The following is a 20,570-nucleotide window of genomic DNA, read 5'->3' as shown; positions in this document are numbered from 1 at the left end:
GGTCATTATTGTGGCTGACCACTTTGCCTAGAATCCGACGATGGACCGCATCCCCCTGTTCCCTCTGTCCCTGGCCTTGTTGCCCGATGGCATGCTGCACCTCAATATTTTTGAAGTGCGCTACCTGGACCTGATCAAGCGCTGCCAGCGCGATGCCATTCCCTTCGGCGTGGTGGGCTTGGCGCAGGGCCATGAAGTGCAGATACCGGACGAAGTGCCCAAGCTGCACCGCATTGGCACACTGGCCCATCTGCAAGAGGTCGATGCCGTACAACCCGCCCTGCTACAGGTGCTGTGCCAGGGTGGCCAGCGCTTTGAGCTGCTGGAGCATGAGCGCGGGCCGTTTGGCGTGTGGTACGCCCAAGTGCGCTACCTGCCCGCAGATACGCCCGAGCCCATTCCCCCGGATCTGCAGCCGATGGCCAATATGCTGGGCCGCCTCATCGCCGATGCGCAACAGGCCGGTTCGCGCCAGGCGCTACCCATCTTTGCCCCTTACCGCCTGGATGAATGCGGCTGGGTTGCCAACCGGTGGACGGAACTGCTACCCATTCCGGGTGAAGCCAAACAGCAGTTATTGGCGCAGCGGGATCCGATGGAGCGGCTGCGCCAGATCGCAGGCTATATGGACATCTGAAATAGTGTGACGAAATGCAACTGAGTGGATATAGTGGTTTGCGGTCCATTGCCCCCGCGATAGGCCGAACCCTTCACACCGATTGAAAGAGGAGATTCACCATGTGCTACGTTTGCGACGCAGAACACCGGGCCTCCCGGCGCGGCTTTTTGTCCTTGACGGCCGCCGGCGCATTGGCTGGCCTTGGGTTGTCGGCCGCGCCGGCATTTGCCGCCGGTGGCAAGGGAACCAGCCTGACGGCCGACGAGGCACTGGCCAAGCTCAAAGAAGGCAATGAGAAGTACATCAAAGGCCCGGAACTCTGCGCCGCCCAACTCAATACCCAACGCGAGCACGTCGCCAAGGGTCAGGCACCCTGGGCCACTATCGTTTCTTGCGCCGACAGCCGCGTGCCACCCGAGCTGCTGTTTGGCGGCGTCGGCCTGGGTGAACTATTTGTGGCGCGCAACGCAGGCAACATGGCCGTGGACAGCGCGACCATGGGCACCATCGAATATGGCTCGGGCGTGTTAGGTGTGCCACTGATCGTCGTACTAGGCCATCAACGCTGCGGCGCTGTAGTTGCGGCCTGCGAAGTGGTCGAGAAGAATACCAAGTTCCCTTCGTCCATCGGCCCCATGGTCCAGGCCATCGTCCCGGCGGCCAAGGCGGTGCACGGCAAGCCGGGTGACTTTGTCGACAATGCCGTCCGTGAAAGCGCGATGCGCACCGCCGCCCGTATCGCCAGCAAGAGCAGCATCGTGGCTGGCCTGATCAAGGACGGAAAGGTCAAGGTCGTGGCCGGCCGCTACGACCTGGAAGACGGACGCGTTGAGTTCTTCAGCTAGGGGCACCATCACCAGGCTGGTTCGGGTCGGATCTTGCGTACCTAATCCCGGCGCCGACAAGGCGTGCTCAGTTTCATCGGCACGGTAACCGTTTTCGGCACCCCGGTCGATGTAACGCTGCAAGAGCTGGCCATGGGAACATTTTCCGCCGCTGACGACTTCACCCAGCAGGCTTTGCATGCCTGGGCAGCGCAAGGGTGGGAGTTTGAAGTAGCGACAAATGGCATAGGGTGCGCATATACTGTGCGCAGTCATAATGGAGAGCCGGCATGCTTCACTTTGAGAACGCCCCCAAAAAAGCAACCAACCTGTCTCTGAACTCCAAAGTTCTGGAAGCCGCGCGCGAGATGGGCATCAACATCTCCCAAACTGTGGACACCTTGCTCGCCGAGGAAGTAAAACGACTGTATTGGGAAAAATGGAACGAGGATAACAAGGAAGCGGTTGAGGCCTATAACGCTCGCACTGCCAAGCATGGCTTAGCGCTGGCCAAGTATCGAACCTGGGGCAAATCCCTAGGCGACGGACGCGAGGAAAACTAAGGTGGCACGGTTTGATGTCTATGCCAACCCTGACGCGCAGGAGCGCAAACTTATTCCTTATTTTCTGGATGTTCAGAACGACCACATCAAGGGATTTCAAACCCGCGTGATGGTGCCCTTGTGGGACTCGGCAGCACTGTCACCGCTTACTGCCGATCTCAATCCGGAATTTCAGGTCAAAGGCCAGCGCGTAGTCATGGACACACCCGCATTAGGCGCCGTTCCCCTCGCTGCATGCAAACGCGCAATCGATAGCTTGCGCTCACAACAACTGGCTATTCAGAACGCTTTGGATACATTATTTGGAAGCTATTGATGCAAAACCCCGTCCGCTCCCAATACGAAGACTTCATGCGCCACGTGTACACCACGGGCGTGGCCAAGACCGACCGCACCGGCACCGGCACGCGCAGCGTGTTTGGCCACCAGATGCGCTTTGACCTCACAGAAGGCTTCCCGCTGGTCACCACCAAGAAGGTGCACCTGCGCTCCATCATCCAGGAGCTGCTGTGGTTTCTAACCGGCTCGAGCAGCAACAACTGGCTGAAGGAACGCGGCGTCAGCATCTGGGACGAATGGGCGCGTGCCGATGGCGACCTGGGCCCGGTGTATGGCGTGCAGTGGCGCAGCTGGCCCACGCCCGATGGCGGCCACATCGACCAGATCGCCCAGGTCATCCAAACGCTCAAAAGCAACCCCGATTCACGCCGCATCATTGTCAGCGCCTGGAACGTAGCCGACCTGGACAAGATGGCGCTGATGCCGTGCCACGCCTTTTTCCAGTTCTACGTAGCACCAGCTACCGAGCCCGCAGGCAAGGGCAAACTCAGCTGCCAGTTGTACCAGCGCAGCGCCGATATCTTCCTGGGCGTGCCCTTCAACATTGCCAGCTACGCGCTGCTGACCCACATGGTGGCGCAGCAGTGCGATCTGGACGTGGGCGACTTCATCTGGACCGGGGGCGACTGCCACATCTACAGCAACCACCATGAGCAGGTGGAGCTGCAACTTGGCCGCACGCCCTACCCGTACCCCACGCTTAACATCAAGCGCAAGCCAGCGTCCATCTTTGACTACGCCTTTGAAGACTTTGAGGTGCTGGACTACCAGTGCCACGCCGCCATCAAAGCACCGGTAGCGGTGTAAGTTTTGGAGACTCCCATGCAATTGCATGTCATCTTTGCGCGCGCACGCAACGGCGTTATCGGAAAAGACAACGCCATTCCCTGGCATTTGCCGGAGGACATGGCGCACTTCAAACGCACCACGTTGGGCTGCCCAGTCATCATGGGCCGCAAGACCTGGGATTCGCTACCGCCGCGCTTTAGGCCCCTACCCGGGCGCATGAATGTGGTCGTCACCCGCCAAGAAGGTTGGAGCGAAACGGGTGCTCAGCCCTCGTCCAGCCTGCCGCATGCGCTATCACTTTGTGAGCAATTTGAACACGTGTGGATATTGGGGGGCGCGCAAATCTATGCGCAAGCCCTGCCCTTGGCCAACACCGCCGTCGTGACCGAAATCGACGCCGATTTTGATGGTGATGCGTTTGCTCCACAATTCGGCCCACAGTGGCAGGAAACCAGCAGGGAATCCCACACTTCGGTCAATGGTCTGAACTTCAGCTTTGTGACCTATCGCAACCCGCAACCCCAAGGAAAATAGCATGTCAGGACAAGGTTTTCACGTACACGGCCCACACGACCACGAACTCGAACACGCCCAACAGGGCGCCCACGGGGGCCACGACAGCGGCGGCATGATCAACCAGATCGCAATGTTCACGGCCATCATTGCCACCATTGGCGCCATCTTTGGTTACATGGGCGGTGCCACGCAGGCCAATGCCGGCCTGTACAAGAACAATGCGGCCATCAAGAAGACCGAGGCCTCCAACCAGTGGAATTACTTCCAGTCCAAGAGCACCAAGCAGTCGCTGGCCGAAATGTCGCGCGACCTAGCCACCAGCGAAGCGGACAAGACCAAGTACCAGGCCAAGGTGGACCGCTACGAGAAGGAAAAAACTGACATCAAGGTGGGTGCCGACAAGCTGGAAGCAGAAGCCACCGATTGGGACCACAAGAGCGACGAGCAAATGCACCAACACCACCGCTGGGCACAGTCGACCACGGTGCTGCAGGTCTGCATTGCGCTGGCCGCGATCGCCCTGCTGACCAAGAAGAAGTGGGTCGAGTACGCAATGTTTGCAGCGGGCGCTGCGGGGCTGGTCGTAGGCGCTCTTGCCGTTTTCCATATCTGAACTGGTAGGTACGCCCTGAACTGAAGCCCGACCATGGACGCATTCGACGAATCGGGTTTCAGCAGTGCAACCTACAAGGTGCTGTACCAGATCGCCGAGGGTGCGGCGACCGAGGAAACTCTGTTCGGGTTTGGCGGCACGCTGCACCGCCTGCTGGGGGAACTGATCCCGGCCAAGAACCTGTATCTGTGCCTGCTCAGCGATCAGCCCGGGCGGCTGAACTTTCCCTATTACGTAGACGAGCGCGATGGGGACTCCATGCAAGAGACGGACGTTCCCATGCGCAGGGGGCTGACCGAGTTCGTGCTGCGCAGTGGTGTGCCCGAGTTGATCAGCGCTGAGCGTTATTGCGCGCTTCAAAACGACGGCGACATAACCGAGGCCACCGGCGACCTCAGCTTTAACAGTTGGCTGGGCGTGCCGCTGCATATCAACGGCCGCGTGGGCGGAGTGCTGACCGTGCAGAGCTATGACGCAGATGTGGCCTACAACGCGTCGGATGTTCGCCTGCTGTCCTTCGTGGCCCGCCATGTCAGTACGGCAATAGAGCGCAAGCAGTCTTACGACGCCCTGCGCGCCGCCCATGTGAAGCTGGAGCACGAAACCCGGCAGCGCCGCCAGAGCGAGGCCTTGTACCGCGTCTTCTACCAATTGGCAGTGCAAGCGGCCCAGGGGGATTCGTTGTACGACTTTTGCGCCAAAGCGCACGAACTGATCGCTCAGCTCATGGTGGCGCCCTGTTGTTTCATCTGCCTGATCGACCTGGAGCGCAACGTCAAAAACTACCCGTATGACGTGCACCCCTCCGACAACATGTTTTTCGAGAACGAAAACGTTCCCATGCGTCTGGGCTTGACCGAATTTGTGTTCGCTACCGAGAAGCCCCAACGCGTAGACCAGGCTCGCCTGGCCCAACTTCTACGCGATGGATTGGTGACCCAGGCCGTGGGTGATTTGAGCTTTTCCGCCTGGCTTGGGGTGCCGCTGCGAATACGCGGCAGTGTGGACGGCGTGCTTGCCATTCGCAGCTACGACCCGGGCGCGGTCTACACCGAAGCCGATGCTGAGGTGCTGGCCCACGTGGCCCACCATGTCAGCAGTGCGATTGCGCGCATGCAGGCATCGCAGGCCATGCACCGTTCCGAACTGGCACTGCGTCGCACCACGTTTGAGCGCGAAGCGATGCTCAACACAGCCCTTGTGGGCATTAGCCTCAATGTCAAAGACTGTATCGTCTGGGTTAACGAGAAGTGTGCCGAGATGGCGGGCTTCCGGCGCGAAGAACTGATGGGACAATCGCCGCGCATCTTCTACGAGTCCGACGAAGTCTATCTGGCCGAAAAGGCCCGATCCGAAGCCAGCCTGCGCCAACACGGCACCTACAGCGGTGAGCGCTACACCCGACGCCAGAACGGCGAAAGGATCTGGGTGCTGCTGGCCGGTCGATGCGTGGAGGGCAACGACCCTGACGCCGGTGTGATCTGGACGCTGCTGGACGTGACCGCCCGCCGCCAGGCCGAAGACGATATCCGCGAAGCACTGGAACGCCAGCGCGAACTCAATGTACTGCGCTCCCGCTTCGTTGCCATGACCAGCCACGAATTCCGCACACCGCTGGCCTCGATACTGTCATCGGCCGAACTGTTGCGCTACTACAGTGACCGGGTCTCACCCGCCGAACGCGATGGCATGCTGCAATCCATAGAAGCGGGTGTGCAACGCATGACGCAGATGCTGGACCGTATCCTGCTGATTGGCAAGGCCGAGGCGGAGATGCTGGAATTCAAACCCAAGCCGATGGATATGAAAGAGCTGTGCGAACAGCTGATCAAAGACGCTGCGCTGCAGCATGCCGATGCCAAGAGCAGCATCACACTGGACTGGCAAGCCGAGCCCGACGGACAGGGTTTTGACGAGAAGCTGTGCCGCCACATTTTCAGCAACCTGCTGTCCAATGCGCTCAAATACTCGCCAGTGGGCGGCGCCATTGACATGCGGGTCCGCAGCGCAGAAGGGCGTACTGTCTTTGACGTGCAGGACCACGGCATCGGCATTCCGTCCGACGAATTGCACCACCTGTTTGACTCATTCCACCGGGCCAGCAACGTGGGCGCGATCGCCGGCACCGGCCTGGGATTGTCAATTGTGAAGAAATCGGTGGAATTGCATGGCGGAACCATCACCGTGCGCAGCACAATAGGCGAAGGAACCTGCTTTACCGTCACCCTGTAGACGCCGCCCACACAGCCCAGTCCCAGCACACCACATGCAAAACCAGCACCCGCCCAGTATGGAAAGCCTGCAGCAGACCGTGGAACGCCTCCAGGCACGTGAAACCCAGTTGCTCGACCTGTTGAGCCTGGACCGCCGTGCAGCCCAGGAGGCAATCCGGCTGTCTGAAGATTTCAACCGCGTAGTCGTCGAGCACCTGGGCGAAGGCATGTGCATCAACCAGAACGGCGTTGTGCTGTATGCCAACCGCATGGCACTGGAGATTCTGCACAGGCCCATGGAATCCGTCGTCGGTCACAGCCTGCTGACCTGGGTGCACGCCGATGACCATGCCTATGTCGACGAGCTGCGCAACAAAGGCCGGGTGGGCGAGGCCATTCCCGACCGCTTCGAGATCCGCTGCCTCCAGCTTGATGGCGGCGTGCGCTGGCTGGAGGTGCATGCATCGGTAATCCCTTGGAAGGGGCAAACGGCCACGATGACCTTCTTCTCGGACATCACCGATCGCAAGACGATGATCGACACGCTGCACCGGTCTGAAGAACGCTACCGGCTGGTCATCGAGAACGTGGGCGAAGGCATGATCGTGCTGCAGGGCGAGCACATCGTGTTTGCCAATGCACGAGCCTCCGAGATTGCGCGCATATCGCACGAAGAGTTTCTGGCGTTCGGCTTTCTGCACCGCGTACACCCGGACGACCACGCCATCGTCCAGGAGCGCCGGCGCCGGCGCTTGGCGGGCGAAGACGTCATCAACCATTACCAGATCCGGTTGCTACAGCCCGATGGCGAAATCCAGTGGCTCGAGATTGGCGTCACGATAGTCCCTTGGGAGGGTCAACCCGCCACGCTGACCTTCTACTCCGACATCACCGACCGCAAACTGCTGGAAGAAGAGCTGCACCGCACCTCGTCCGAGCGCGAAGCCATTCTTAACAGCGCGCTGGTAGGCATCGTCTTCTCACGCAACCGCGAGCAGGAGTGGGTCAACGACAAGTTTGCCGAGATGGTGGGCTACCCGCGCGAGGAGTTGATTGGTCAGTCCTCGCGCATCGTGCATGCCAGCGACGCGCAGTGGCATTCCGTAGGACCTCAAACCCGCCAAGCCCTGGCCACGCTGGGCACCTACACCGCAGAACGGCAACTCAAGCGCAAGAATGGCGAACTGTTCTGGGTGCATCTGGCGGGGCGATGTGTACGCCCATTGGACCCGGATTCGGGCGTTATCTGGACCTTTTTAGACATCACGGAACGCAAGCAGGCCGAACAGGAAATCCGCGACGCACTGGACCGCCAGAAGGAACTCAACGAGTTGCGCTCGCGCTTTGTGGCCATGACCAGCCACGAGTTCCGCACGCCGCTGGCTACCATCCTGTCATCGGCAGAATTGTTGAAGTACTACGGGGACCGCCTACCAGAGCAAGAAAAAATCGAGGTCATCCAAAGCATCGAAAGCAGCGTGCAGCGCATGACCCGCATGCTGGACCGCGTACTACTGATAGGCAAGGTCGAAGCCCAGATGCTGGAATTCAAGCCCTGCAATATTGATCTGGTGGCCCTGTGCCTGGGCCTGGTCGACGAGGCGCGCACGCAATTGCCCGACTCCCCCTGTACGGTGCGCACCAGCTTTGCCGAGGATATTGGTTGGGGCATCTATGACGAAAAGCTGCTGGGCCACATTTTCGGTAACCTGCTGTCCAACGCCATCAAGTATTCGCCCAACGGGGGTGAGGTGGGCTTCCAGGTCTACCATGAAGCGCAGGACACCGTATTTGAAGTCACGGACCAGGGCATTGGCATACCCAGTGACGAGATAGCGCACCTGTTCGAATCCTTCCACCGCTCCAGCAATGTCGGCAATATCCAGGGCACCGGTCTGGGTCTGGCCATCGTCAAGAATTCGGTGGACCTGCACGGCGGGCGCATTGAAGTACGCAGCGAGCAGGGACAGGGTACCTGCTTCACGGTCCGTCTGGGTCGCCAACCGGGCTAAGCCAATGGCAACCACCGTGCGGAACCCCTGGATATCACTGCCCCATTGGATATAACCGTGATATCCGTAAAATTCGGCAGAAATGCGGCGAAGACCGTTTGGAACCACGTACCAAAAACCAAGGGAGGCGACGCATGGGCCTGACGCGCATCACGGAACCGGTAGAAATACTGGGCAGCAGTACCTCGGTACCACATCCACTGTTTGAGGCTGCACATGGCACGCATTTTGGTCATTGATGACGAGGCCCCGATTCGCGAGAATCTGGTGCGGTTTTTGGTGCTCGAAGGACACCAGGTTCTGCAGGCGGTAGATGGCCGCCTGGGCCTGGAAGCCATACGCGAACACAAGCCCGACTTCATACTGTGTGACGTCATGATGCCGCACCTCGATGGTTTTGAAGTGCTGGCCGCCACGCAGGCAGACCCTGCATTGCGCGGCATACCCTTTGTGTTCCTGTCTGCCAGCGCCGAACCCGAAAAGCTGGAGTCAGCGCTGCAGCAAGGCGCCACCGGCTACGTGACCAAGCCGTTTAACCTTGCCAACCTGCGCCAGTTGCTGGCAACCCAATTAGCGCACCTAAAGCCCCAGGCACCCTCCCTATGAGCCACCGCATTGTCATTGCAGAAGACGAAGCCGACATCCGGGCCAACCTGACCCGGCTGTTGACACTGGAAAACTACGAAGTCTGGGCCGCCCCCAACGGCCGGGACGCTCTGCAACTGGTGCGCGATCACCTGCCTGACATTGTGCTCAGCGACGTGATGATGCCCGAGATGACCGGCCACCAGCTGGTACAGGCCCTGCGCGCCGACCCCCTCATAGCCCATATCCCCACGGTGCTGCTGACCGCCAAGGCCGACCGTAGCGATGTGCGTGAGGGCATGAATCTGGGTGCTGACGACTACTTGACCAAACCCTTCCAGCGCGACGAACTGCTGGACTGCATACGCTCCCAACTTGAGAAGGCTGCCACGCTGCAGCTCGCAGCCCGCCAGCTGGCCAGCCAGGCGCACCAGATGGCCCACTTTGATGCGATCACCAGTCTGCCCAACCGCAGCCACCTGCTGCTGCTGCTGGGTCAGGCACTCAAAGAGCAAAAGGGCCATGGCCCTGCGCTGTGGGTCATTGGCCTGGACAGCCTGTCACAGATGGCCCAGATCATGGGCGTGGGTCAGCTCGACGATGTGGTGCGCCAGATGGCCCAGCGCCTGAGCCTGCTGGCCAATACTTCCGAGCACCTGCGCGACAGCCGCTACACGGTAGGCCGCCTGGGTGAAGATCGCCTGGCCCTGTTGGTGCCCAACTGGCCTACGGGCCGCCCGCTAGATGCGCTGGCCCTGGCGCTGCTTGACGCCATGTCGGTGGCGATTACGCTGGACGGCCAGGAGCAGTTCCCCGTGGTGTCGATCGGTGCCTGTGCCCGGGCCGTGGAGGGTGAACTGCCGGCCGCCATGCTGGCACGGCTGGACATTGCACTGGCCGCAGCGCGGGCCCGGTCGGCCCAGCGCATGGTGGTACACGAGCCCTCCTCCACCTCCGACCTGTCGGCCACCTTCCGTCTGCACAACGACCTACACCGCTCAGTGGAACGGCAGGAACTGGAGGCGTTTTTTCAGCCCCAGGTCATGGCATCTGACAGCAGCCTCATTGGCTTTGAGGCGCTGATGCGCTGGCGGCACCCTGAACTCGGCTTGGTGTCGCCCGTGCGCTTCATTCCCATTGCAGAAGACAACGGCCAGATTGTGCCCATGGGTGCCTGGGTACTGCAAGAGGCCTGCAAACAGGCCATTCAGTGGCAGGCGCACCTGCCCGCAGGCGCGACGCCGCTGCGGGTTGCGGTCAACCTCTCGCTGCGCCAGTTCAGCGATCCGCATTTGCTCCACCATGTGCGCTCCGTGCTCGAAAGCACGGGCCTGAACCCGACACAACTGGAGCTGGAGATTACCGAGAGCACGGCCATGCTGGACCTGCAGCACACGCTGGACGTGCTCAAACAGCTCAAGGCGCTGGGCCTCAAGCTGGCGATTGACGACTTCGGTACTGGCTACTCCAGCCTGGCCTACCTGAAGCGGTTTCCACTGGACGTGCTCAAGGTCGACCAGTCCTTTGTACGCCACCTGTGCACCAACCGCGAAGACCAGGCCATAGCCGGTGCCGTCATCAACCTGGCACACAGCCTGGGGCTGGACGTCATCGCCGAAGGTGTGGAAACCGAAGACCAGCACAAGCTGCTGCATGAGATGGGCTGCGACCAGATACAGGGCTACCTGCATGGCAAACCCATGCCGGTGGAGGAAGTTGTGCTGTGGCTGAGGAACCGATCGAAGACGACCGCCTTTTCATAGAGAGTCCAAGGGTACGAAGTGATCACACATGCCAACGCCAAGATACTGGTGGTCGAAGACCTCAACGAAATGCGCGACATCCTGCGCCGGCTTCTGGGTGTGCTGGGATTTGCCAATGTATCCACCGTGACCAATGGCCATGAGGCCTGGGAGCAGTTGAACACCCAGAATTTTGACTTGGTACTGTGCGACTGGAACATGCCCAAAATGTCCGGCCGCGAGCTGTTGGAAAAGGTGCGCGGCACGCCATCTCTGCTCAACCTGCCTTTCATCATGATCACTGGCGAGAATGCTGCGGACATGGTTCGCAACGCCATCGCGGGCGGCGTGACCGATTTCATCGTCAAGCCTTTCACCGGAACGCTGCTGGAGCATCGGATCAAGCTGGCGCTGGAGCAGGGGCGCCCCGCGCTCAAGGTCATCTAACCGCCTTCAGACCTGCCTCGGTCTTTCCAATCTGGGCAGCGTCACGGTGAACACCGTCCCCTGCCCCAGCGAGCTGCGCACCGACAGCGTACCGCCATGCAAATCGACTGAGCGTTTGACAATCGACAGACCCAGGCCTGTGCCCGGGATGTTGCCCACATTGGCAGCGCGGTGGAAGGTTTCGAACAGCCGCGGCAGATCGTCCTGCGGAATGCCAATTCCCTGGTCGCTGACTTCAAACGTAAAGCCGTGCTCGCCTCCATGCACAGCAAAGCCCACCGTGCCACCGCCGGGAGAATACTTGACGGCGTTGGACAGCAGGTTGCTAAAGATGTGGCGCATCAGCTTTTCGTCAAAGCAGGCATGCAGTGCATCGCCACGCAGTGTCAATTCCAGCGCATGCCGCAGCGGACCGGCACCTGTCAACTCGGCGAGCTGCTCCTGTACAACGGCCTGGCAAAACGTGTCCAGCGCCATCGGCACCGGGTTGCATTCCATGCGTTCCTCTTCGTCCTTGCCGATCACCAGAATGTCTTCCAGCATTTTGGTCATGCGCTTCACGGCCAGTGCGATAGAGCCGAACAAGTCGCTTCGCTCGGCCGGCGCAAGCCGCGCATAGTAGTGGGCAAGCAGATCCGCTGACGAGAGGATGGTGGCCAGCGGCGTACGGAACTCATGCGACGCCATGGACACGAAGCGCGACTTCAACTGGTTCAGTTCCTTCTGCTTCGCAAGCGACGTGCGGATTTCTTCCTCGGCCTGGCGGCGCTGCGAGATGTCGCGGATGAAGGCGCAGAACTCAAATTTCGTCGGATCATCCAGCAGCACCCGGGTGATGGCCAGTTCGATCGGAAACTCGCGGCCGCTCTGGTGTAGCCCGGTGATTTCGATGCGCCGGTCAACGACCGTGGGTGTCCCGCCCTGCATGTAGCGCGCCAAGCCGTGCAAGTGGGCTTCGCGGTGTTGCGGCGGGATGATGGTCTCGTGCAGTGCCTGGCCGACAGCCTGCTCCGCTGTCCAGCCAAAAATGAGCTGCGCCTGCCGGTTCCAGCCCACGATCGCACCCATGCTGTCGACACGGATGACTGCATCGAGCGCAGTATCCACGATGCCCTGCAGCTTTTGCCTGTTCTCGGCCAGCATCGCCAGCGTGGCGCGCATCTCTTGGGTGCGTCGCGCGATGCGGGCTTCCAAATTGTTGTTCAGTGCCTGCAGCTCCTGGTCTATGCGTTCGCGCTCCGCAATGTCCTGCACCAGTTGGGCCTGGGTTTGGCGCAGCTCGGCATTGGCCTCGTCCGCCTCGCGCTGCGCAGCGGCTGCTGCGGCATAAGCCGAGGCATTGTCCAACGCAATCGCACCGTAGGCACACAGCGTGTGGAAGATGGAGCGTTCCCGCTCGCCGTAGGCCTGCGGTTTGGGCGACTGTATGGTCATCACCCCCAGCAGGCGCTCGCCGACCATCAACGGCGCATACAACAGGCTACCCGGGGGCAGCGTGCCGGGCATCCAGCTGCTGGTGGTCTTGCCCATCGGCACCTCTACCAGCACTTCTTTTCGCTCGCGGGCACAGCGTGCCGAGACGGCAGTCGGGCTGTCCAGCGCCACGCGTGACTGCGGCAATGGCACGCCGGCCTCCATGCCAAAGACCATCTTCAAGAAGGGCTCGTCGGCCAGCACCAGGAAGATTGCAAACGCCGTGGCATCCAATAGCTCGTGCACGTGGCGGTGCAGCGCAGCGAAGACTGCAGCAGCGTCCAGACTGGCAGTGACTTCGCGCCCTATAACGCCCAGCGTTTCCAGTGTGGCGGCCGTGTCTTTCAGCGTGGCAGCGAGTTTGCGGTGGTGTTCGGTGTCGGCCCGCGCCTGCTCCACCTGCTGGCGCACCTGAAGCGCGAGCGCGCGCCTCTGAGCCTCATGGTGTTGTGACTTTTTGCGGGCTGCGCTGGCTGCAAGAGCGTTCTTGTAGGCCGCGTCAAAGTTGCCCGCCGCTGCATGGGCGGCGGCCACTTGCTCAATCAGTTCGGGCGATACGTGGTAGCCGCCCATTCCCCCGGCGATGGCCAGCGCCTGCTCCAGGTAGCGCAAGGCCATTTGCGCGCTTCCGCCCTCGGCAGCATCCGTCATTTGTTCCAGGTGCATCTGGGCAAAGATGCGCAGGATCTGGATTTGTCCCTCAGCACTGCCTTGTCGCTGGGCCAGCGCCAATGCGGCCTCAGCCTTGCTGTGGGCCTCTTCCAGGCGGCCCAGCCGGAACAACGCACTGGCCTGACCACGCCACGCCTTGATGGCGAGGTCGGGCTCGACTTCGGTGCGGCCATGCGCCTCCAACTTGGCAAAGGATTCCAGGCCGGCCGCGTAGTCACCCACGTCCAGCGCCAGCTGGCCCAGGTTGCCCAAGCCCAGTTCGTAGTTGCGCGAACCGGCTTGCGCACCCATCAGCACCAAGGCCTCTTGCAGGTATTGCCGCGACTCCTCATGCCGGCCCAGCAGGCGCATTACATCGCCCAACTGCATCAGGCAAAAGCCTATGCTGGGTGGCCAGGTGGTCTTGCGCGCCAGCACCAGCGCGCGTTCGCTCCACTCCAGCGCGGCGTCGAGGTCCCCCAGCGTCGCAAAGGATTCGGCCGAATTTGTCACCGACACCAGAGCCTGGCGGACCTGGCCGCTGTCCAGTGCGGCCTGGTAGGCCGTCAGGTCATGCTTGATGGAGCCACCTGGGTCATCCGTCAGGCCGGCCACATTGGCGCGAGCCGCAGCTGCCCAAGCGAGCACGGCCACCGGCAGCGTCTGGTTCGGTGGAAATTGCTCTTGCAGGGCGGACGCGGTAGCCACCGGTTCCCGGAACGAGGCATTGACCAGGCTGCGCGCCGCAGCGGCGGCTTGGCGTACGGTGTCGTCCGTTGCCCGGTAGGCCGCAGCAGCCTGCACCAGACACTCGGCCACCTGCAGGCTGTTACCACGGTCCACGCAGATAGAGGCCTGCAGCCAGTGGGTATCACCGGTGCCCAACGCATCTTGTAAATGTTCAAAGCCGGCAGCCGCGGCAGCAGCCAGCTCTTGGGCTGCCGGGGCTTCGCCAAACAGCAGCTTGATCTCGGCGCGCGACAGCTGCATGCGAGCCATCAGCCGTGCGCGATCAGAATCGGACAAGCCGCTTTGCGGCAGCAGCACTTCGGCTTGCTCTGCCAATGCCAGCGCGCGCTGGCAATCGCGCTGGCGCAGGTGCCAGACGCAAGCGACGGTCAGTGACAGACTGGCGTCGCCTTGCGCGGCTGCCAACGCATGTTCCAGCGCGGCAAGGTCCTCGTTAACTATAAATAGTTCCATCGCCAGTGAGTGATTGGACAGGTTTTGCATCATACATACGCGAAGCGCCACCGCGTTCTGGGTTACCCTCTGGCCGATTGAAAAAACTCCCACTCTGGAAAGACCCATGCGACCATGAAACTCGCCACCTGGAACGTGAATTCGCTGAGCGTGCGCCTGCCGCAGGTGCTGGATTGGCTAACTGCCAATCCGGTCGACGCGCTGGCGATGCAGGAACTCAAGATGACGGACGACAAGTTCCCGAAAGAAGCGTTCGAAGCCCTGGGCTACCACGCAGAGTGGTTTGGCCAGAAGACGTATAACGGCGTGGCCCTGCTATCGCGCACGCCTGCGACCGATGTTGTCAAGAACATCCCCGGCTTTGACGACGATATGGCCCGCGTGATTACAGGCACCGTTGTGCCGGAAGGGGCTGCGCCAGAGGCTGCCGGCGTGCGCGTCATCGGCGCCTATTTCCCGAATGGCCAGGAGCCCGGCAGCGACAAGTTCGAATACAAGATGGAGTGGCTCAAGGGACTGCGCCAGTGGATCAAGGCCGAACTGCAGGTGCACCCCAATTTGGTGTTGATGGGCGACTACAACATCACCTTTGACGACCTGGACGTGTGGGACCCGGTGGGCCTATTTGAAACCATCCATTGCACCGAAGAAGAGCGCTACCACCTGCGCGCGTTGGTGGCACTTGGCCTGCATGACAGCCATCGCCTGTTCGAGCAACCGCCCAAGAGCTATTCGTGGTGGGACTACCGCAGTGGCGGCTTCCAGCGCAACCGCGGCCTGCGCATAGACCACATACTGGTCAGCCAAGCGCTCAAACCCGCCGTGCAGGCATGTGCCATCGACAAGCTGCCGCGCAAGAACGAGCGCCCCAGCGACCACGCACCGGTTGTCGTGACGCTCGGTCCGCTATAAATACAGTAGCGGCTTACGCTCGGCTGGCGAGGGCTACAGCCCGATTTATCTAAAATCTACTCCAAACCCAGCTCTTGAATCTTGCGGGTGATGGTGTTGCGACCAATACCCAGACGTTGAGCAGCCTCAATGCGCCGGCCTTTGGTATTGGCCAGCGCGGCGAGTATCAGGCGCGATTCAAAGCGGTGGGTCAGCGCGTCCCACACGTCGGTGCGGCCAGCACTCAACAGCGCAATGGCCTCAGCCTCCAGCTCGGATTCCCAGCCAGCTGGCGATGGCACGCCTGCTCCACCAGCAAGCTGGCTCGCATGGGGCACCGCGCCGACCACGGGCGCGGCACTGGGCGATGGCGCCAAAGCGTCCGATGCCGCGCTGCGAGATACCCCACCCTCGGCGCCAACGGACTCGCCCGGCGACCGCGCGCCCACTTCGGGTGGCAGGTCCTTGGCTTCCACCATCTGGGCCGGGGCCATAACGGTCAGCCAGTGGCAAATATTCTCCAGTTGGCGCACATTGCCGGGGAAGCTGAAGCCCTCCAGCCAAGCCAGCGCCGCATCCGATATGCGCTTGGGCTCCACGCCCAGTTGCTGCGCGCTTTGCTGCAGGAAATGCCGGGTCAGCACCGAGATGTCTTCCTTGCGCTCGCGCAGGGCCGGCAGGCGCAGGCGGATGACGTTCAGGCGGTGGAACAAATCCTCGCGAAAGCCGCCGTCCTTGACGCGTTGCTCCAGGTCCTGGTGCGTGGCCGCGATCACGCGCACATTGGTCTTGACGGCGCCATGGCCACCGACGCGGTAGAAGTGGCCATCGCTGAGCACGCGCAGCAGCCGCGTCTGCAACTCGAACGGCATGTCGCCGATCTCATCCAGAAACAGCGTGCCGCCATCGGCCTGCTCGAAGCGGCCCCGGCGCATGGTCTGCGCGCCAGTGAAGGCGCCACGCTCATGGCCAAAGAGCTCGCTCTCCAGCAGGTCCTTGGGGATAGCCGCGGTGTTGATGGCCACAAACGGCCCATTGGCGCGCGGCGAATGTTTGTGCAGCGCACGCGCCACCAGCTCCTTGCCCGATCCGGATTCACCGGTGATCATCACCGTGACATTGCTCTGGCTCAGGCGGCCAATTGCGCGGAACACGTCCTGCATCGCGGGCGCCTGGCCCAGCATTTCGGGGGTCTCGCCCACACCTTCATCGGCTACTTCTTCGCGCTGGCTTTCTTCGACTGCGCGGCGGATCAGCTCCACCGCCTTGGGCAAGTCAAAGGGCTTGGGCAGGTATTCAAAGGCACCGCCCTGGAAGGCGCTGACCGCACTGTCCAGGTCCGAGAACGCCGTCATGATGATGACGGGCAGCCCCGGGTGTTTGGCCTTGACCTTCTCCAGCAGTTCCAGGCCCGAGCCACCGGGCATGCGGATATCGCTGACCAGAATCTGCGGGCCTTCATCGTCCGCGGCGGTGGCAAGCGCGGTAAGTACATCGCGGGAATTCGAGAAGCTGCGCGTGGGCAGGTGTTCGCGCAATAAGGCCTTTTCCAGTACGAAGCGTATGGACTGGTCATCATCTACTATCCAAATGGGCTTCATTACTTTTGCGCTCCTTTAGCCTGTGCGGGATAGTAGCTAAGCCTTGTGGGCCGCTCTGTCCTCAACTGTTTAGGGTAACGGAATCAATATCTTGAAATCCGTACGGCCTGGCACGCTGTCGACCTCGATCAAGCCATGGTGCTGTTGTACAAAGGTTTGCGCCAATGTCAGCCCCAGGCCAGAACCGCCTTCTCTGCCCGACACCAGCGGATAGAAAATGCGGTCCTTGATCGAATCTGGCACACCAGGTCCGTTGTCGATGACATGCAATTCCAATGCCAACCGATAGCGCTGTTTGCCAAAAGTTATTTGGCGCAACACGCGGGTGCGAAACGTGAGGTTCGCATCACCGGCCGCGATGCGCTCAGCCAAGGCCTGGCAGGCGTTGTGCGCGATGTTGAGTACGGTTTGGATGAGCTGTTCGTGGTCGCCACGGAACTCAGGGATCGAGGTGTCGTAGTCGCGTATGACGCGCAGGCCCTTGGGGAACTCGGCCAGTATCAAGGAGCGCACGCGTTCGCAGACCTCGTGGATGTTGACGTCACTGACCATATGCGGCCTGCGGTGCGGTGCCAGCAAGCGGTCCACCAAACTTTGCAAACGGTCGGCCTCGCGGATGATGACCTGCGTGTACTCGGTGAGTTCCGTGGACTCCATCTCCATCTCCAGCAACTGCGCTGCACCACGGATACCGCCCAGCGGGTTCTTGATCTCGTGGGCCAGGTTGCGGATCAGCTCTTTGTTGGTCTGGGCCTGTTCAGCCAAGCGCTCCTCGCGGTCTTGGCGGGTCTGCTGCTCCAGCGGGATCATCTCAACGATGATGGATACCACCGGCTCAGTCCAGCTGATGATGACGTGCACGGGCATAGGCTCGCCCGCTCCGCGCTTCAAGAAGGCGTCATAGCGCAACACGGCAAAGGCGTTTTCACGCACGCCACTCAAGGCGTTCTGCAACAGGGAGGGTTCGGTGAAGGCGTCGCTGAGGCACGAGCCGACGATCGCACGGCGCGAGATGCCCAGAGCGTCTTCCAGTGCGGAGTTGGAAAAAACGACGTCGGCGTTGGGACTGACCACAGCGACCAGCGTGGCCAGCAGGTCAAATGACTGGTACTGGGCGGACGCGTCCAAGTCGCGCTATTTCAATACGCTGGACTGTGCCGCTGCGGCTGATGGCAGGCGGCTGAGTTCGCGGCGTATGCCATCGATGTCGCTCTCGTTGCGGCTGATGCTGGCCTTGAGTTCTGAAACCCGTTCTGCGTAGCGTTGCGGGTTGCGCGCCTCGATACCCATTTTTTCGGGTTCGCCTTTGTTGTATTCCTTGAGCAGCTCGGCGTGGCGCGCTTCGGCCTTCTTCAATTCTGATTCAAGGATCAGGCGCGAGTCTGAATCCTTGGCACGCTGCTCGCCAGCATCCACGCGCTGGCCTGCCTGCGATGCGGACGCTACGCGGTTGGCATTGGCATTGGCGTTGGGCCGGTTGGCCTGCACCACGGTGACGTTGCCACCGGAGATCAGTTTGCAGTGCTTGGCCTGGGATTCGGGAACGGTGTTGGTGTATTCGTTGCCGCACCGATAGATGCGGTCCTGGGCCCAGGTGACAGTGCTTGTGGCAGCTGCCAATATGGGAATCAGCAAAAAGGCAGTTTTCATTCGGGGTGTCCACGCAACGGTGTGCAGGGCTGGATAAGCAGTATGCGTCAAAACGCGCAAAAAACAAAATCTCAGCAGTCTATAACGGTATTAGACGGGCGCGGCTGCAACAGGTTCCATAGAAACTGACGGCCCCACCGTCACCCACTCCGTGTAGTTCCCTGCCCCCGAGGGGCCATTTGGCTTGGGACGGCCCGGCGCCAAAAGAAAAAGGACGGCAGATGCCGTCCTTCTTTTTAAAACCCGAGCTGAAGTGTTACAGGGAGTAATACATATCGTATTCAACAGGGTGAGGTGCCATGCGCAAGCGCGTGACTTCGGCCATCTTCAAGTCGATGTAGGCATCGAGCATGCTGTCGGTGAACACGCCGCCCTTGGTCAGGAAGCCGCGGTCTGCGTTCAGGCAGTCCAGCGCCTGGTCCAGGCTGTGGCAGACGGTTGGTACCAATGCATCTTCCTCGGGTGGCAGATGGTACAGATCCTTGGTAGCGGCTTCGCCCGGATGGATCTTGTTTTCCACGCCGTCCAGACCGGCCATCATCAGCGCAGAGAAGCACAGGTAAGGGTTGGACAGTGGATCGGGGAAACGCGCTTCGATGCGGCGACCCTTGGGGTTTGCCACGAACGGAATGCGGATCGATGCGGAGCGGTTACGCGAGCTGTAAGCCAGCTTGACCGGCGCTTCGTAGCCTGGCACCAGGCGCTTGTAGCTGTTGGTGCCGGGGTTGGTGATGGCGTTCAGGGCACGAGCGTGCTTGATGATGCCGCCTACATAGTACAAAGCGAAGTCAGACAGACCTGCATAGCCGTCACCGGCGAACAGGTTCTTGCCGTCTTTCCAGATGGACTGGTGCACGTGCATGCCGGAACCGTTGTCACCCGCGTAAGGCTTGGGCATGAAGGTAGCCGTCTTGCCGTAGGCATTGGCCACGTTTTGCACCACGTACTTCAGAACCTGGGTCCAGTCGGCGCGTTGCACCAAGGTGCTGAACTTGGTGCCGATTTCATTCTGGCCAGCACCCGCTACTTCGTGGTGGAACACTTCAACCGGGATGCCCAGGGATTCAAGAATCAGGGACATTTCGGCGCGCATGTCTTGTGTGCTGTCGACCGGAGGAACGGGGAAGTAGCCGCCCTTGACAGTGGGGCGGTGGCCGCGGTTGCCGCCTTCGAGCTTGGAACCGGAGTTCCAAGGCGCTTCGTATTCATCGATCTCGAAGAACACCTTGCCGGGTTCGTTGGACCAGCGCACACCGTCAAAAATGAAGAATTCTGGCTCTGGGCCGAAGAAGGCTGTGTCACCGATGCCACTGGCCTTCAGGTAGGCTTCTGCGCGCTTGGCGATGGAACGTGGGTCGCGGTCGTAGGCCTTGCCGTCGCTAGGCTCGACAACGTCGCAGCTCATGAACAGCGTGGTTTCTTCAAAGAAGGGGTCGATGTTGGCGGTGTTCGGGTCGGGCATCAACTGCATGTCAGATGCTTCAATGCCCTTCCAGCCCGCGACGGAGGAGCCGTCAAACGCGTGGCCGGATGTGAATTTGTCTTCGTCGAAATGCGACACCGGCACGGTGACGTGCTGTTCCTTGCCGCGGGTATCGGTGAAACGGAAGTCAACGAACTTGACCTCGTTCTCTTTCACCATCTTCATCACGTCTGCGACGGTCTTGGCCATCAAATACTCCTGTTTATAAAAAAATACACACGGTTGTAAAAATTTGCCCCATCCACAATGCAGCTTTTATGCCAACCACTGCCATGGACACCAATTTGGTACAGCGCTCTATTTTGCCCTGATAAACCGGGCTTTTGCCACGGTTGACCACAAAGTGACAGCCCCGT

18 protein-coding genes are annotated in these 20,570 nt (G+C 60.8%); 13 read left to right on the top strand and 5 right to left on the bottom strand.

All coding sequences use genetic code 11. The features are described from left to right. Nucleotides 1-40: 40 nt before the first annotated feature. From AC097P_RS10855 to AC097P_RS10800, 12 genes are all read left to right on the top strand, one after another. Nucleotides 41-637 (top strand): LON peptidase substrate-binding domain-containing protein, encoded by a 597-nt coding sequence (locus AC097P_RS10855; RefSeq protein WP_479610405.1) that lies wholly within the window; start codon nucleotides 41-43, stop codon nucleotides 635-637. A 101-nt stretch (nucleotides 638-738) separates the two neighbouring features. Further along, nucleotides 739-1,464 (top strand): carbonic anhydrase, encoded by a 726-nt coding sequence (locus tag AC097P_RS10850; RefSeq protein ID WP_479610404.1) that lies wholly within the window; start codon nucleotides 739-741, stop codon nucleotides 1,462-1,464. Nucleotides 1,465-1,733: 269 nt separating this feature from the next. Further along, nucleotides 1,734-2,006: a type II toxin-antitoxin system CcdA family antitoxin gene (locus AC097P_RS10845; protein ID WP_479610403.1), complete on the top strand. Its 273-nt coding sequence runs from the start codon at nucleotides 1,734-1,736 to the stop codon at nucleotides 2,004-2,006. A gap of 1 nt (nucleotide 2,007) precedes the next feature. Then, entirely contained in the window at nucleotides 2,008-2,322 is a 315-nt protein-coding gene (locus tag AC097P_RS10840; protein WP_479610402.1) for a CcdB family protein, read from the top strand. After that, the gene (locus AC097P_RS10835) at nucleotides 2,322-3,152 is read left to right on the top strand and encodes a thymidylate synthase (protein WP_479610401.1); all 831 of its coding nucleotides are present in this window, start codon (nucleotides 2,322-2,324) and stop codon (nucleotides 3,150-3,152) included. Before AC097P_RS10840 ends, AC097P_RS10835 begins: the two co-directional genes overlap by 1 nt. A 15-nt stretch (nucleotides 3,153-3,167) precedes the next feature. Then, entirely contained in the window at nucleotides 3,168-3,668 is a 501-nt protein-coding gene (locus tag AC097P_RS10830) for a dihydrofolate reductase (protein WP_479610400.1), read from the top strand. A 1-nt stretch (nucleotide 3,669) separates the two neighbouring features. Further along, entirely contained in the window at nucleotides 3,670-4,263 is a 594-nt protein-coding gene (locus AC097P_RS10825; RefSeq protein WP_479610399.1) for a DUF4337 domain-containing protein, read from the top strand. A 33-nt stretch (nucleotides 4,264-4,296) separates the two neighbouring features. Next, nucleotides 4,297-6,495 (top strand): sensor histidine kinase, encoded by a 2,199-nt coding sequence (locus tag AC097P_RS10820; protein ID WP_479610398.1) that lies wholly within the window; start codon nucleotides 4,297-4,299, stop codon nucleotides 6,493-6,495. A 34-nt stretch (nucleotides 6,496-6,529) separates the two neighbouring features. Further along, a complete protein-coding gene (locus AC097P_RS10815; protein ID WP_479610397.1) occupies nucleotides 6,530-8,488 on the top strand; it encodes a PAS domain-containing sensor histidine kinase in 1,959 nt (652 codons plus the stop codon). 216 nt (nucleotides 8,489-8,704) lie between these two features. Next, the gene (locus AC097P_RS10810) at nucleotides 8,705-9,094 is read left to right on the top strand and encodes a response regulator (RefSeq protein WP_479610396.1); all 390 of its coding nucleotides are present in this window, start codon (nucleotides 8,705-8,707) and stop codon (nucleotides 9,092-9,094) included. Continuing rightward, on the top strand, nucleotides 9,091-10,836 hold the full coding sequence (locus AC097P_RS10805; protein ID WP_479610395.1) for a putative bifunctional diguanylate cyclase/phosphodiesterase: 1,746 nt from the start codon (nucleotides 9,091-9,093) through the stop codon (nucleotides 10,834-10,836). The genes AC097P_RS10810 and AC097P_RS10805 overlap by 4 nt, the downstream gene beginning before the upstream one ends. 18 nt (nucleotides 10,837-10,854) lie before the next feature. Beyond that, entirely contained in the window at nucleotides 10,855-11,262 is a 408-nt protein-coding gene (locus AC097P_RS10800) for a response regulator (RefSeq protein WP_479610394.1), read from the top strand. A gap of 6 nt (nucleotides 11,263-11,268) precedes the next feature. Here the strand turns inward: AC097P_RS10800 and AC097P_RS10795 are convergent, their stop codons facing one another. Beyond that, the gene (locus tag AC097P_RS10795) at nucleotides 11,269-14,589 is read right to left on the bottom strand and encodes an ATP-binding protein (RefSeq protein WP_479610393.1); all 3,321 of its coding nucleotides are present in this window, start codon (nucleotides 14,587-14,589) and stop codon (nucleotides 11,269-11,271) included. Between the two features lie 114 nt (nucleotides 14,590-14,703). Here AC097P_RS10795 and xth point away from each other — a divergent pair, with 114 nt between their 5' ends. Then, nucleotides 14,704-15,501, top strand: a complete 798-nt coding sequence (gene xth / locus AC097P_RS10790) for an exodeoxyribonuclease III (RefSeq protein WP_479610392.1) — start codon at nucleotides 14,704-14,706, stop codon at nucleotides 15,499-15,501. A gap of 56 nt (nucleotides 15,502-15,557) precedes the next feature. Here xth and ntrC read toward each other — a convergent pair whose 3' ends face one another. The 4 genes from ntrC to glnA all read right to left on the bottom strand — a co-directional run bounded on the left by ntrC (nucleotide 15,558) and on the right by glnA (nucleotide 20,403). After that, nucleotides 15,558-17,081, bottom strand: coding sequence for a nitrogen regulation protein NR(I) (gene ntrC, locus AC097P_RS10785; RefSeq protein WP_479610391.1), 1,524 nt, complete (start codon nucleotides 17,079-17,081; stop codon nucleotides 15,558-15,560). A 69-nt stretch (nucleotides 17,082-17,150) separates the two neighbouring features. After that, nucleotides 17,151-18,209 carry a nitrogen regulation protein NR(II) gene (gene glnL, locus AC097P_RS10780; RefSeq protein ID WP_479610390.1) on the bottom strand — a complete coding sequence of 353 codons (1,059 nt, stop codon included), beginning with the start codon at nucleotides 18,207-18,209 and terminating at the stop codon, nucleotides 17,151-17,153. A 6-nt stretch (nucleotides 18,210-18,215) separates the two neighbouring features. Then, complete coding sequence (locus AC097P_RS10775; RefSeq protein WP_479610389.1) at nucleotides 18,216-18,731, bottom strand: hypothetical protein; 516 nt, start codon at nucleotides 18,729-18,731, stop codon at nucleotides 18,216-18,218. A gap of 256 nt (nucleotides 18,732-18,987) precedes the next feature. Next, entirely contained in the window at nucleotides 18,988-20,403 is a 1,416-nt protein-coding gene (gene glnA, locus AC097P_RS10770) for a type I glutamate--ammonia ligase (protein ID WP_479610388.1), read from the bottom strand. Nucleotides 20,404-20,570: the final 167 nt, after the last annotated feature.

The organism is Rhodoferax sp. ZS1R8 (genome assembly GCF_056521325.1).
This window is presented reverse-complemented; position numbering and strand designations above follow the sequence as displayed.